Annotated in this window: 11 protein-coding genes; 1 reads left to right on the forward strand and 10 read right to left on the reverse strand. The window is 70.1% G+C overall.

The window, feature by feature from the left end:
- Positions 1-11 precede the first annotated feature (11 nt).
- The 6 genes from ACI2L3_RS29990 to ACI2L3_RS30015 form a co-directional block, all read right to left on the reverse strand.
- Positions 12-842: a shikimate dehydrogenase gene (locus ACI2L3_RS29990; protein WP_404755515.1), complete on the reverse strand. Its 831-nt coding sequence runs from the start codon at positions 840-842 to the stop codon at positions 12-14.
- Positions 839-2,584: an endolytic transglycosylase MltG gene (mltG, locus tag ACI2L3_RS29995; RefSeq protein WP_404755516.1), complete on the reverse strand. Its 1,746-nt coding sequence runs from the start codon at positions 2,582-2,584 to the stop codon at positions 839-841. The genes ACI2L3_RS29990 and mltG overlap by 4 nt, the downstream gene beginning before the upstream one ends.
- Positions 2,585-2,708: 124 nt before the next feature.
- Positions 2,709-3,194 carry a Holliday junction resolvase RuvX gene (ruvX, locus tag ACI2L3_RS30000; RefSeq protein WP_404755517.1) on the reverse strand — a complete coding sequence of 162 codons (486 nt, stop codon included), beginning with the start codon at positions 3,192-3,194 and terminating at the stop codon, positions 2,709-2,711.
- Entirely contained in the window at positions 3,194-5,863 is a 2,670-nt protein-coding gene (gene alaS / locus ACI2L3_RS30005) for an alanine--tRNA ligase (RefSeq protein WP_404755518.1), read from the reverse strand. The genes ruvX and alaS overlap by 1 nt, the downstream gene beginning before the upstream one ends.
- Positions 5,863-6,195 carry a DUF6167 family protein gene (locus ACI2L3_RS30010; protein ID WP_404755519.1) on the reverse strand — a complete coding sequence of 111 codons (333 nt, stop codon included), beginning with the start codon at positions 6,193-6,195 and terminating at the stop codon, positions 5,863-5,865. Before ACI2L3_RS30010 ends, alaS begins: the two co-directional genes overlap by 1 nt.
- A 7-nt stretch (positions 6,196-6,202) precedes the next feature.
- Positions 6,203-6,661 carry a DUF948 domain-containing protein gene (locus tag ACI2L3_RS30015; RefSeq protein ID WP_404755520.1) on the reverse strand — a complete coding sequence of 153 codons (459 nt, stop codon included), beginning with the start codon at positions 6,659-6,661 and terminating at the stop codon, positions 6,203-6,205.
- 173 nt (positions 6,662-6,834) lie between these two features.
- Here ACI2L3_RS30015 and ACI2L3_RS30020 point away from each other — a divergent pair, with 173 nt between their 5' ends.
- Entirely contained in the window at positions 6,835-8,967 is a 2,133-nt protein-coding gene (locus ACI2L3_RS30020; RefSeq protein WP_404755521.1) for an ATP-binding protein, read from the forward strand.
- Here the strand turns inward: ACI2L3_RS30020 and rpsD are convergent.
- From rpsD to hisS, 4 genes are all read right to left on the reverse strand, one after another.
- A complete protein-coding gene (gene rpsD, locus ACI2L3_RS30025) occupies positions 8,955-9,569 on the reverse strand; it encodes a 30S ribosomal protein S4 (protein ID WP_125511570.1) in 615 nt (204 codons plus the stop codon). The two genes, ACI2L3_RS30020 and rpsD, sit on opposite strands and share 13 nt — an antisense overlap.
- A gap of 357 nt (positions 9,570-9,926) precedes the next feature.
- Positions 9,927-11,288 (reverse strand): replication-associated recombination protein A, encoded by a 1,362-nt coding sequence (locus tag ACI2L3_RS30030; RefSeq protein WP_404755522.1) that lies wholly within the window; start codon positions 11,286-11,288, stop codon positions 9,927-9,929.
- 56 nt (positions 11,289-11,344) lie between these two features.
- Complete coding sequence (locus ACI2L3_RS30035) at positions 11,345-11,986, reverse strand: vitamin K epoxide reductase family protein (RefSeq protein ID WP_404755523.1); 642 nt, start codon at positions 11,984-11,986, stop codon at positions 11,345-11,347.
- Positions 11,987-12,103: 117 nt separating this feature from the next.
- Entirely contained in the window at positions 12,104-13,369 is a 1,266-nt protein-coding gene (gene hisS / locus ACI2L3_RS30040; RefSeq protein WP_404755524.1) for a histidine--tRNA ligase, read from the reverse strand.
- Between the last annotated feature and the right edge of the window lie 9 nt (positions 13,370-13,378).

Raw genomic sequence — 13,378 nt, forward strand, 5'->3', positions numbered from 1 at the left:
CGACCAGGGATTCACCGTGCGGCGAGCGCGCGCTCCCCCGCCTTGCGCATGGCGCCGAGCGGCGCGGGTGCGCGGCCCGTCATCTGCTCGACCTGGAGCACGGCCTGGTGGACGAGCAGGTCGAGTCCGCTGACGACCGCCCCGCCGTACGCCGACCAGCGCGCCGCGAGGTCGGTGGGCCACGGGTCGTACAGCACGTCGAAGAGGGTGGCGGGCCGCTCCGGCACCAGACCGGCCAGCGGGTCCGTGGTGCCCGCCGGGGTCGTGGCGATCACCAGCGGGGCGGTCAGCGCCTCGCGGGCGTCCTCCCAGGCCTCGGTCCTGACCTCCACGTCGAGGCGCTCGCCCCACTGCCGCATCTCGGCGGCGCGGGTGTCGCTGCGCACGTACACGACGACCTCGCCGGTGCAGATCCGCGCGAGCGCGGCCAGCGCCGACGACGCAGTGGCGCCCGCGCCGAGGATCGCGGCCGACTCGACCTGCTCGATGCCGTGCTCGCGGAGCGCGGCGACCATGCCCGGGATGTCGGTGTTGTCGCCGGTGCGCCGCCCGTCGGGGCCGAACACCACCGTGTTCACCGCCTCGACGGACGCCGCGGTCTCGCTGATGTCGTCGAGCAGCGGCATGATCGCCCGCTTCAACGGCATGGTCAGCGAGAGCCCCGCCCATTCGGGACCGAGTTTCCCGACGAATTCCGGCAGCGCCGCCTCGTCGATCTCGAAACGCTCGTACGTCCAGTCGCCCAGGCCCAATTCGTCGTATGCCGCGCTGTGCAGCACCGGGGAGAGTGAATGGGAGATCGGGGAGCCGAGGACCGCGGCTCGTCGCTTCTGCGCGCTCATTGCCCCTTCAGGTATTTCTCGCGGTTCCGGTTCTGCTCTTCGTTGGTCTCGGCGAAGACGGTCTTGTCCTCGCTGAGGGAGACGAAGTAGTACCAGTTGCCCTTGGCGGGATGCAGCGCCGAATTCAGCGCGACCTCACCCGGGTTTCCGATCGGCCCGGGCGGCAGACCCTTGATCTTGTACGTGTTGTACGGGTCCTCGAGCCTGCGGAGCTCGTCGACCGAACCCGTCGCCAACTCGGACTTGCCGCGGAGGTAGTTCACCGTCGAGTCGAAGTCCAACAGACCGTACGTTTCGGTGTTGTTGGGCTTGAGACGGTTGTAGACGACCGTGGCGACCTTCTCGAAGTCGTGCTTGTACTTGCCTTCGGCCTGGACCAGGCTCGCCACGGTGAGGAGTTCGAGCGGGTCCTTCAGGTTCAGGTCCTTGGCCTTCGATTCCAGGCCGAGCTCGTCGTACTTCTCCGTCGCGTGGGCGACCATGTTCTTGAGGACGTCCGCGGGCTTCTGGCCCTTGGCGACCGGATAGCTGGAGGGGTAGAGGAATCCTTCCAGGGGATCCTTGATGTCCTTGTGCGTGTTCGCCCAGTTGGGGAGCCCGAGGCTCTTCCATTCCTTCTTGGCGACGTTTTCCGTGGTGCCGTTTGCCACGCCGAGGCGCTTGTCGATCTGTTTGTAGACCGTCGCGTTCCGGGTGCCTTCGGGAATGATGAGGTTGCTGCGGCTCTTCGGGCTGAGCATCAATTCGACGGCGCTCTGCGCGGACATGTGCTTCTTGAGCGTGTAGACGCCCGACTGGATGGTCTGCCCGTCCGGGTGCTTGCCCTGGGCGGAGACGAACGCGTCGACGCTCTTGACGACGCCCGCTTCCTTCAGCTTCTGCCCGATCACATAGCCGCCGGAGTCCTTGGGGATGTCGACGACGGCCGTCCCCGACCCCTCGCCCGCGTAGTCCGGGGCCGTGCCGAAACGATCCTGATAGAACTGATAGCCGAAGTAGCCGACTCCGCCGAGGCCGCCCGCGAAGACCAGCGTGACGACCAGACAGGCACAGCCGTTGCGGCGCTTCTTGGGCTTCTTGCCGCCACGGCCGCGCCGGTCGCCACGGCCGCCGGGCTCATCGTCGTCGTCATCGGAGTCGCCGCCCGCGAAGAACGCGTGTTCGCCCTGGTCGGGGCCCGGGTCCCAGTCGGCCTCCGACTCGGACTCGGGGGGCTGGGCCGGGCGGCGGCGGCCGGGCGGCTCCGGCGGCGAATAGGCGTCCGGCGTGGAGTAGTAGTCGTGGTTCTCCGAGCCGTAGCCGGCCTGCTGGCCGCCGTAGGGGTCCATCGGGTCGCCGCTGTAGGGGGCCTGGCCCTGCTGACCGGTGTCCCAGCCACCGTTGCCACCGTTGTGGCCGTGCTCGGGGCCGCCGTTGTAGCCCTGGCCGGAGCCGTTGTCGTACCCCTGGCCCGGGCCTCCGTTGTAACCCTGACCGGAATCGCCGTTGTACTGCTGCTGGCCGCCGTACTGCTGCTGCCCGTAGGCCTGCTGCTGTCCGGTGCTCCAGTCACCGCCGTACTGCGACTCGTGCGACGGCTGCTGCTGCTGATGCTGGTGCGGCTGCTGCGGGTGGTACTGCCCCTGGCCGCCGTAGGTGGACGCGCCGCCCGAAGGCTGCTGTCCTCCCCATCCGCTGTCCCCGTACAACGGGTCCTCCGGATGCCACGGTTCGGAGCCTGGGCCCCGGCCATACTCAGTCATCGATCCCCTACATGCCGCGAGGCGGGGCCGCCGTCTGGATGGCCGGGCAACCGTTCCGCCTCTTGATGCTGTGCGGCAGCTGTTCGAACGCCGCCGCATCGCGCGGAACGTTACCGTATCGCGATCAGATGACCACTTCGACGCCCTCGCCCGGAGCTTTACCTGACGCCCGTTCGGACTCCAGGGCCTGCTGAAGGATGATCACGGCCGCCGCCTGATCGATGACAGACCTGCCCTTTTTGGACTTCACGCCGGAGGCGCGCAGGCCCTGACTGGCCGTCACTGTGGTCATCCTCTCGTCCACGAGCCTCACCGCAATGGGGGCAACCATGCGGGCGAGGTCCCGGGTGAAGGCGCGGACCTTGGCGGCCGCCGGGCCCTCGCCCCCGTTGAGGGAGCGAGGGAGGCCGACGACGATCTCGATCGGCTCGTACTCGTCGGCGAGCTGCTTCAGGCGGCGCTGAGCGGCCGGGACATCGCGCCCCGGCACCGTCTCCACCGGCGTGGCGAGGATCCCGTCGGGGTCGCACGAGGCGACCCCGATACGGGCGTCCCCGACGTCGATGGCGAGGCGCCGGCCGCGGCGCATGCCCCCTGCCGGTGCGGTCATCAGGCCGTCTCGGTGACGAGGCGCTCGACGGCGGCGATGGCGTCGCCGATGGCGGCCGGGTTCTGGCCGCCGCCCTGGGCGACGTCCGGCTTGCCGCCGCCACCGCCGCCGAGGGTCTTGGCGGCCGTACGGACCAGGTCGCCGGCCTTGAGGCCACGCTCACGGGCGGCTTCGTTGGTGGCGATGACCGTGAGCGGCTTGCCGTTGGCCGTGGTGAACAGGGCGACGACGGCCGGGCGGTCGCCCTGGATACGGCCCCGTACGTCGAGGACCAGCTTGCGCAGGTCGTCGGCGCCCGTGCCGTCGGGCACCTGACCGGTGACCACGGCGACCCCGCGTACGTCCTTGGCGCCCTGCACGAGACCGGCGGCGGCCTGGAGGACCTTCTCCGCGCGGAACTTCTCGATCTCCTTCTCGGCGTCCTTCAGCTTGGCGAGCATGCCGGAGATCTTCTCGGGGAGCTCCTCGGGACGGCCCTTGACCAGTTCCTGGAGCTGGGCGACGACCGTGTGCTCCTTGGCGAGGAAGTTGTACGCGTCGACGCCGACCAGCGCCTCGATGCGGCGCACACCGGAGCCGATGGAGGACTCGCCGAGCAGCTTCACCAGGCCCAGCTGGGCGGTGTTGTGGACGTGCGTACCGCCGCACAGCTCCTTGGAGAAGTCGCCGATGGTGACGACGCGCACGCGCTCGCCGTACTTCTCGCCGAACTCGGCGATGGCGCCCTGCTTCTTGGCGTCGTCGATCGACATGACCTCGGCCTGGACGTCCAGTTCCCTGGCGAGCACCGAGTTGATCTTCTGCTCGACGTCCGTCATCACGGCCGTGGGCACGGCGGACGGCGAACCGAAGTCGAAGCGGAAGCGGCCGGGCTGGTTCTCGGAACCGGCCTGGGCGGCCGTCGGGCCGAGCGCGTCGCGCAGCGCCTGGTGCGTGAGGTGCGTGGCGGAGTGGGCGCGGGCGATGGCGCGGCGGCGGTGGGCGTCGATCGACGCCCACACCGGGGCGCCCACGGTGATCTCGCCGACCTGGACGACACCCTTGTGGACGTGCACGCCGGGCACCGGCTTCTGCACGTCGCGGATCTCGACGATCGCGCCGCTGTCCAGGCGGATGCGGCCGGTGTCGCCGATCTGGCCGCCGCCCTCGGCGTAGAACGGGGTGCGGTCGAGGACGATCTCGACCTCGTCGCCCTCGGTGGCGGCGGGCGAGGAGACGCCGTTGACCAGGAGGCCGACGATCTGGGCCTCGTTCTCCGTGAGGGAGTAGCCCGTGAAGTCGGTGGCGCCGGAGGCGTCGGCGATCGCGCGGTAGGCGTGCAGGTCGGCGTGGCCGGTCTTCTTGGCCATGGCGTCGGCCTTGGCGCGGTCCCGCTGCTCCTTCATGAGGCGGCGGAAACCGTCCTCGTCCACGGAGAGGCCCTGCTCGGCGGCCATCTCCAGGGTGAGGTCGATGGGGAAGCCCCACGTGTCGTGCAGCAGGAACGCCTTGTCGCCGGAGAGGACCTTGCCGCCGGCGGCCTTGGTCTCGGTGACGGCGGTGTCGAGGATGTTGGTGCCGCCCTTGAGGGCCTTGAGGAAGGCGGCCTCTTCGGCGAGGGCGACGGTCTCGATGCGCTTGCGGTCGGTGGCGAGCTCCGGGTACTGCTGCCCCATCGTCTCGATCACGACGTCGACGAGGTCCTTGACGACAGGGCCGGTGGCGCCGAGCAGCCGCATGTTTCGGATGGCGCGGCGCATGATGCGGCGCAGCACGTAGCCACGGCCCTCGTTGCCGGGGGTGACGCCGTCGCCGATGAGCATCGTGGACGTACGGATGTGGTCGGCGACCACGCGCAGGGAGACGTCCGAGCCGTGCTCGGCGCCGTAGCGCACGCCGGTGAGCTCGGTGGCCTTGTCCATGACGACGCGCAGGGTGTCCGTCTCGTACATGTTCTGTACGCCCTGCAGGATCATGGCGAGACGCTCGAGACCGAGGCCGGTGTCGATGTTCTTGGTCGGCAGCTCGCCGAGGATCTCGAAGTCCTCCTTCGAGGTGCCCTCGCCGCGCTCGTACTGCATGAAGACCAGGTTCCAGATCTCCACGTACCGCTCGTCGTTGACGGCCGGGCCGCCCTCGACGCCGAACTCCGGGCCGCGGTCGTAGTTGATCTCCGAGCAGGGGCCGCAGGGTCCGGGCACACCCATGGACCAGAAGTTGTCCTTCTTGCCCAGGCGCTGGATGCGCTCGGCCGGGACGCCTACCTTCTCGCGCCAGATCTGCTCGGCCTCGTCGTCGTCGAGGTAGACCGTGATCCACAGCCGGTCGGGGTCGAGGCCGAAGCCGCCCTTGTCGACAGGGCTGGTAAGGAGCTCCCAGGAAAGCGTGATGGCGCCTTCCTTGAAGTAGTCGCCGAAGGAGAAGTTGCCGCACATCTGGAAGAACGTGCCGTGGCGCGTGGTCTTGCCGACCTCTTCGATGTCGGGCGTGCGCACGCACTTCTGCACGCTGGTGACGCGCGGCGCGGGCGGCTTGACCTCACCCAGGAAGTAGGGCTTGAAGGGCACCATGCCGGCGGGGACGAGCAGCAGAGTCGGGTCGTCCGCGATGAGCGACGCCGAAGGGACGACGGCGTGCCCGCGCTCCTCGAAGAAGCTCAGCCAGCGGCGGCGGATTTCAGCCGACTCCATCAGTGGTCCTCATTCCAGTTGTACTGCGTCTTCGTGTGGTTCTTGTTGCTGCTGTGGTTCTCGATGACCGCGAAGCGGCGCGAAGGTGGCAGCTCGGCGTCGGGGTGGTCCCGCAGGCCCAGCGCCTCGCCCAGCTCGGCCTCGCGCTCGGCCATGCCGTCGCGGATCTCGAGCGCGAAGTCCTTCAGGCGGTGCCCCGTCTCGATCGCCTTGTTCGCGGCCTGCGCGGCGAGGCTCTCGGGCGTCAGCTGCTTGAGCTTGCGGTTGACCTTGGTGGTGGCCCATACGCCGGCGGCTGCGCCCGCGCTGAACCAGAAAGTACGGCGGAACATCGCTGCGTCAGTCCCTCTTACTCCGGTTGGCCCGCTTGGTCCGCCGTGCGGACGGGACGGTTCGGCCCACGATCACCGTACGACGGGACGGCTTGACGGGCATTTCCTCTGCCTCGGGAGCGGCCTTGCGGCTGATGGCCCTGCGCACGCCGTAGCCGAACGCGGCCACCTTGACGAGCGGGCCGCCGAAGGTCGAGGCGACCGTCGTGGACAGCGCCGACGCGTTCGACGTGACCTCTTGGACGTCGGAGGCGATGGCGTCGACACGGTCGATCTGTGTCTGCGCGGAGCGCACCGCGGTGGAGGCGTCCGCGAGGAGCGGGACCGCCTGCTCGGTCACGTCCGCGACGAGTTTGGTGGTCGCCCTGAGCGTCTGGGCCAGCCTCGCCAGTGCCACTGCGAGGAAGGAGACCAGGATCGCCCAGAAGACGGCCACCAGGACCCCGGCAACCTCTCCACCGGACACTTGGCACCGCTCCCTGAATCTCGTCCCTGAACTTCGTACCCGAACATCGAAAAGTCGTCCTCCGACCCTATCGCGCCGGTGGCGTCGCTCCGTACCGCATTCCCCGTCGCGCACCCAGGAGTTGCCCGGCCTGATTGTACGGACCGCATACGACTGAGTACGCTCCGTACCTCATGCGACCTTCTCAGTCCGGCAATCTCCCCCTGGAACTGAACGCCTTCGTGGGGCGCGAGAGCGAACTCGCCGAGCTGGCCGCCGCGTTGGAGGCCGGGCGGCTGGTCACGGTGACGGGGGTCGGCGGGGTCGGGAAGTCCCGCCTGGCCGTGCGGGCCGCGGCGCGGAGCCGGCCGCGCGACGGCGCCTGGCTGGTGGATCTCACGGCGCTGCGGGACCCGGACCTCCTCGACCACGCCGTCGCCGACGCCCTCGGGCTGACCGACCACACGAAGCGGCCGCCGCGCCAGGTGCTGCTCGGGCACCTGGAGGAGCGGCAGCTGCTCCTCGTCGTCGACGGTTTCGAGCACCTCGTCGACGCCTGCGCCGCGCTCGTGCGCGACCTGCTGGTGCACTCCCCCGGGCTGCGGGTGCTCGCCGTGGGGCGCAGACCGCTGGAGACCGAGGGCGAGCGGCTCTTCCCGCTCGCGCCGCTGCCAGGCCCGGACGCGGCCGCGCTCTTCAGCGACCGCGCGGCGGCCGGGCTGCCCGGCTTCGTCGTCGACGACGGCAATCGCGCGGACGTCATGGAGCTGTGCCACCGCCTCGACGGCATCCCGCTCGCCGTGGAGCTGGCCGCGGGACGGCTGCGGGCGCTCTCGCCCGCGCAGCTCCTCGCCCGGCTCGACGACCGGTTCCGGCTGCTCACGGGCGTGCGGCGGGACGTGCTGCCGCGCCACCAGACGCTGCGGACGGCCATCGGCTGGAGCCACGAGCTGTGCGCGCCGCGGGAGCGGCTGCTGTGGTCGCGCCTGTCGGTGTTCGCCGGCCAGTTCGACCTGGAGGCCGCCGAGTACATCTGTGCCGGGGACGGACTGCTCGCCGACGAGGTGCTCGACGTACTGGAGGAGCTGCTCGCGCAGTCCGTCCTGTACCGCGAGGAGGGCCCGTCGGGTGTGCGTTACCGCATGCTCGACACGGTCAGGGCCTACGGCGCCGACTGGCTGGAGGCGGCGGGCGAGGGCGCGCGGCTGCGGCGCAGGCACCGCGACTGGTACATGGGGCTCGCCACCTGGTGCGAGCTGGACTGGTTCTCGCCGCGCCAGCAGGAGGTCGCCGCACTCATCGACGCCGAACTGCCCAACTTGCGGGCGGCGTTGGAGTTCTCCCTGACCGAGCGGGACGAGGCCCATCTGGGGCAGTATCTCGCCGGGACGCTGTGGTTCTACTGGGTCGGCTGCGGGCGGCTCGCGGAGGGCAGGCACTGGCTGGACCGGTCCCTCGAACTCGACGGCGGTCACGCGGACTCGCGGCTCAAGGCGCTGTGGGTGCTCGGCTATGTGGCGGTGCTGCAGGGGGACGCGGTCGCCGCGCTGGCCGCGCTGCACGAGTGCCGCGACGGCGCGAAGCGCACGGGCAACGCGGTGGCCGCGGCGTACGCGGAGCACCGCATCGGCTGTCTGGCCCTGGTCACGGACGACCTGCCGCGCGCGGAGACGCTGCTGCGCTCGGCGCTTGAGCGGTACCGGGAGATCGGCGAGCTCAACAGCAATGTCCTGATGGGGCAGACCGAGCTGGCCATGGTGCTGGCCTTCCGCGGGGAGCTCGCCGGCGCGGTGGAGGTCTGCGAGGACGTGCGCCGCGTCTGTGAGGACCACGGCGAGCGCTGGACTCTCGCGTACGCCCTCTATGTCCTCGGCTACGCGGCGTGGACCCGCGGCGAGGCGCGGACGGCGCGGGAGCTGCTCGCCGAGTCGCTGGATCTCGACCACCGCTTCCACGACCTGCTCGGCACGGTCCTGTCCATCGAGCTGCTCGCGCTGTTCACGGTGGCGGAGGGCGATCCGGCGGAGGCGGCGGTGCTGCAGGGCGCCGCGTCCCGCATCTGGACCTCGGTGGGCCTTCCGCTGTTCGGCTCGGCCCATTTCGGCGGCCCGCACGTGCTGTGCGAGCGGCAGGCCCGTGAGGCGCTGGGCGACGAGCGGTACGAGGAGTGCGTGCGCGCGGGGGCCGCGCTCGGTCTGGACGCGGCGGTGGCGCGGGCGCTGCGCGGCGGCCCCGGAAACGACCGAACCCGCCACCTCCCCCACCAGGAAGGGCGGGGAGGCGACGGGCTGCAGCAGGGTGAGCTACGTCCGGGTCAGCGGGCGTAGTACTCGACGACGAGCTGCTCGTCGCAGATCACGGGGATCTCCTTGCGGTTCGGGTCGCGGTCCAGGCGGAAGGCCAGGGCCTTCAGGTTCACCTGGAGGTAGCGCGGGATCTCGCCGTCGGGGGCGAAGCCACCCTCGCGCGCGACCTGGAACAGCGGCTTCTCACGGCTGCGCTCGCGGACCATCACGACGTCGTCGGGACGGACGCGGTACGACGGCTTGTCGACCTTGCCGCCGTTGACCTCGATGTGGCCGTGCACGACCATCTGGCGGGCCTGGTAGATCGTGCGGGCGATGCCCGAACGCAGAACCAGGGCGTCGAGACGACGCTCCAGCTCGATGACCAGGGCCTCACCGGTCTTGAGCTGCGTCTTGGACGCACGCTCGTAGGCACGGACGAGCTGGCGCTCGGAGAGGTCGTACTGCGCACGCAGCCGCTGCTTCTCGAGCAGACGGACCTTGTAGTCCGAGTTCTGCTTGCGCCCACGGCCGTGCTCGCCCGGCGGGTAGGGACGGGCCTCGAAGTACTTGACGGCCTTCGGGGTCAGCGCGATGCCGAGGGCACGCGACTTCTTGACCTTGGGGCGGGACTGGTTCGGCATGAACCAACCTCTCTGTTCTCTGTGAAATCGGCTTCACCAGTGGTTAGGGGAGGTCGCAATCCGCAGCCTGGGAAACCTCACGAGCCATGGGCTCACGAGGCAGCCGCTCCCTGGTCTGGGCACTATGTGCAGCACGCGAGTGGCCCACCGACCGATTCCCGGAGTGCGAGATGGTGGTGGGCTGCCCGCGACACCTTCGACGGTGCGCGACGCTCCTGGATCCCCCTTGCCTTACGGCGGTGGGGTTCCGGCTGGATGTCCCGTTCTGGTGGTGCCGGTACGAGACCGGACACGGGACGCAGCGCTTCGGGCAACTATACCGGGTGTGGCGAGATGCCTCAGCCCGGGCCCGGTGGGCTAGCTCTCGGGCTGCTCTCCCTTGAGGCGGGAGCGGACCCGCTCGACCACGTCGGCGTACCGCGCCTCGGCGCCGTACCTCGTGGGCTGGTAGTAGCGCTTGCCCTCGATGGTGTCCGGCGCGTACTGCTGGGCGGCGATGCCGCCGGGGACGTCGTGCGGGTACACGTACCCCTGGGCGTGGCCGAGCTTGGCGGCGCCCTTGTAGTGGCCGTCGCGCAGGTGGGGCGGGACGGGTCCGGCGAGGCCGCACCGGACGTCGGCCTGGGCCTGCTGGATCGCGATCGTCGCGGCGTTCGACTTCGGCGCCAGGGCGAGCGCGATCGTCGCGTGGCTGAGGGTGAGCGCCGCTTCCGGGAAGCCGATCATGGCGACGGCCTGGGCGGCGGCGACGGCGGTGGGCAGCGCGGTCGGATCGGCGAGGCCGATGTCCTCGCTGGCGGAGATCATCAGGCGCCGGGCGATGAAGCGGGGGTCCTCGCCCGCCTCGATCATGCGGGCCAGGTAGTGCAGGGCTGCGTCCACGTCCGAGCCGCGGATGGACTTGATGAGGGCGCTCGCGACGTCGTAGTGCTGGTCGCCGTCGCGGTCGTACTTCACGGCGGCCCGGTCGACCGACTCCTCCAGGGTCTGGAGGGTGATCTCCTGCTCGCCCTTGGCGAGGGCCGAGCCCGCGCCCGCCTCCAGGGCGGTGAGCGCGCGGCGGGCGTCGCCGCCGGCGATGCGCAGCAGGTGCTCCTCGGCCTCCTCGGGCAGCTGGACCGCGCCGGCCAGTCCCCGCTCGTCGATGAGCGCCCGGCGCAGCAGGGCGCGCAGGTCGTCGTCGGTGAGCGGTTCGAGGGTGAGGAGCAGGGAGCGGGACAGGAGCGGGGAGATGATCGAGAAGTACGGGTTCTCGGTGGTCGCCGCGATGAGCGTCACCCAGCGGTTCTCGACGGCCGGCAGCAGGGAGTCCTGCTGGGCCTTGCTGAAGCGGTGGATCTCGTCGAGGAAGAGGACGGTCTCCTTGCCGTGGCCGCCCATCGCCCTGCGGGCGCCGTCGATGACGGCGCGCACTTCCTTCACGCCCGCGGTGATCGCCGAGAGCTCGACGAATCGCTTGTTCGTGGCCTTCGAGACGACGTACGCGAGAGTCGTCTTGCCGATGCCCGGCGGGCCCCACAGGAAGACCGACGAGGGTCCTGCGGGGCCTCCGCCGCCCTCGCCGACGAGGCGGCGCAGGGGCGAGCCCGGCTTCAGCAGATGCTGCTGGCCGACGACTTCGTCGAGGGTACGCGGGCGCATCCGGACGGCCAGGGGACTGCTGGACGGGTCCTTTTCCTGGCGGTCTTCGGCTGCGGCGGTGAACAGGTCGGGCTCCACGTCAAGAACCCTATGTCACCCCACTGACAATCCCTCCGGGAGCTCGGGCCGCCCGCTCAGGCCCAGAGGTCGGCGCCCCAGCGGGTGAGGATCAGCATGGCGATGACGCCGGTGTGCATCACCGGCAGCGCCCAGGTGAAGTCGGCCAGGAAGCTCTTGGCCCAGGCCGGCGCGGGCAGGAATCCGGCCCGGATGTTGAAGGACGTGATGTACCAGAACATCAGGAGCGTGGCGATCCAGGCCAGGGTGCACCAGAGGCAGAGCGCGTTGATGTGGTAGAGCGACTGGATCATCAGCCAGGTGCAGAACCCGACACCGAAGAGCGCGCCCGCGTTGAACGTGAGCCAGTACCAGCGCGGGAAGCGGGCCCCGGCGAGCAGGCTCATGCCGACGCAGACCACGATGCCGTAGGTGACCAGGCCCAGCATCGGGTTGGGGAACCCGAAGGCCTCCGCCTGCTCGCTCTTCATGATGCTGCCGCAGGCGACGACCGGGTTGATGCTGCACCCCGGCTGGAAGTCCGGGTCCTTCAGGAGCTCGAACTTGTCGATGGTGATGACCCAGGAGGCGAGCAGTCCGGCGGCGCCCGTGATCACCAGCAGCAGGGCGAGCGCGCGGCTTCCGCCGACGGCACCGGGAGCGTGCGCGCGCTCCCGCTCGTCCGAGGCGTCGTCCTTCGCTGACATCGTTTTGCTCATCACGCCGTTCCGTCGCTCGAGGTGTCCGCGGGCACGCACATTGTGCCGTACGCGCCTGTGTGTCCACCCTCCGATGGACACAAGCAGGCACGGACGAGGGACGGACGGGGCGGGGCGCTACTTTCCGAGCCGGTCCTTCAGGACCGTCACGATGTCGTCCACCGCTACCGCGTCCTGCTCCCCGGACTCCATGTCCTTGAGCTGGACGACGCCGTCCGCCAGGTCGCGCTCGCCGGCGACGACGGTGAAGCGCGCGCCACTGCGGTTGGCGTTCTTCATCGCGCCCTTCAGGCCCTTTCCGCCGTACGAGAAGTCCGCCGGGACGCCTGCCTTGCGCAGCTCCGTCACCTTGGCGAAGAGGACGCGGCGCGCCTCCTCGCCGAGCGGCACCGCGAAGACGCTGGTGGCGGCGGGCAGTTCGAGCTCGACGCCCTCCGCCTCCAGGGCGAGCACGGTGCGGTCCACTCCGAGCGCCCAGCCGACCGAGGGCAGCGAGGGGCCGCCGATCATCTCGGACAGGCCGTCGTAGCGGCCGCCGCCGCCGACCGCGGACTGCGAGCCCAGGCCGTCGTGGACGAACTCGAAGGTCGTGCGGGTGTAGTAGTCCAGGCCGCGGACGAGCTTCTCGTCGTCCTCGAAGGCGACGCCCGCCGCCGTGATCAGCTCGCGGACCTGCTCGTGGTAGGCCTTGCACGCGTCGCACAGGTAGTCACGCAGCGAGGGCGCGCCCACCAGCTGCTTCTGGACGTCGGCCCGCTTGTCGTCGAGGACGCGCAGCGGGTTGATGTCGATACGTCGACGTGTCTCCTCGTCCAGGTCCAGGCCGCGCAGGAACTCCTGGAGCGCGGCGCGGTAGACGGGACGGCACTCCTTGTCGCCCAGCGAGTTGAGCAGGATGCGGAAGTTCCGCAGGCCGAGGGCGCGGTACGCCTGGTCCGCCAGGATGATCAGCTCGGCGTCGAGCGCCGGGTCCTCGGCGCCGATCGCCTCGGCGCCGACCTGGGAGAAGTGGCGGTAGCGGCCCTTCTGAGGGCGCTCGTAGCGGTAGTACGAGCCGGAGTACCAGAGCTTGACAGGGAGGTTGCCCGCCTTGTGGAGGTTGCCCTCCAGCGCCGCGCGCAGCACGGAGGCGGTGCCTTCGGGGCGCAGCGCGAGCTCGTCGCCGCCCTTGGTGGTGAAGGCGTACATCTCCTTGGTGACGATGTCGGTGGACTCACCGACACCGCGCGCGAAGAGTTCGACGTTCTCAAAGCCGGGCGTCTCGATGTAGCCGTAGCCGGAGTTGCGCAGCGGCGCGGCGATCGCCTCGCGCACCGCGAGGAACTTCGCGGAGTCGGGCGGAAGCAGGTCGTACGTGCCCTTGGGGGCCTTGAAGGTGCTCACGGGAGTTCT

Source organism: Streptomyces sp. NPDC029674 (assembly GCF_044903205.1).
Lineage (GTDB): Bacteria > Actinomycetota > Actinomycetes > Streptomycetales > Streptomycetaceae > Streptomyces.

What these genes read in the sequence shown, in the direction of transcription:
- ACI2L3_RS29990 (WP_404755515.1), bottom strand. Translation starts at nt 842, where the DNA reads ATGAGCGCGCAGAAGCGACGAGCCGCGGTCCTCGGCTCCCCGATCTCC.
- mltG (WP_404755516.1), bottom strand. Translation starts at nt 2,584, where the DNA reads ATGACTGAGTATGGCCGGGGCCCAGGCTCCGAACCGTGGCATCCGGAG.
- ruvX (WP_404755517.1), bottom strand. Translation starts at nt 3,194, where the DNA reads ATGACCGCACCGGCAGGGGGCATGCGCCGCGGCCGGCGCCTCGCCATC.
- alaS (WP_404755518.1), bottom strand. Translation starts at nt 5,863, where the DNA reads ATGGAGTCGGCTGAAATCCGCCGCCGCTGGCTGAGCTTCTTCGAGGAG.
- ACI2L3_RS30010 (WP_404755519.1), bottom strand. Translation starts at nt 6,195, where the DNA reads ATGTTCCGCCGTACTTTCTGGTTCAGCGCGGGCGCAGCCGCCGGCGTA.
- ACI2L3_RS30020 (WP_404755521.1), top strand. Translation starts at nt 6,835, where the DNA reads ATGCGACCTTCTCAGTCCGGCAATCTCCCCCTGGAACTGAACGCCTTC.
- rpsD (WP_125511570.1), bottom strand. Translation starts at nt 9,569, where the DNA reads ATGCCGAACCAGTCCCGCCCCAAGGTCAAGAAGTCGCGTGCCCTCGGC.
- ACI2L3_RS30035 (WP_404755523.1), bottom strand. Translation starts at nt 11,986, where the DNA reads ATGAGCAAAACGATGTCAGCGAAGGACGACGCCTCGGACGAGCGGGAG.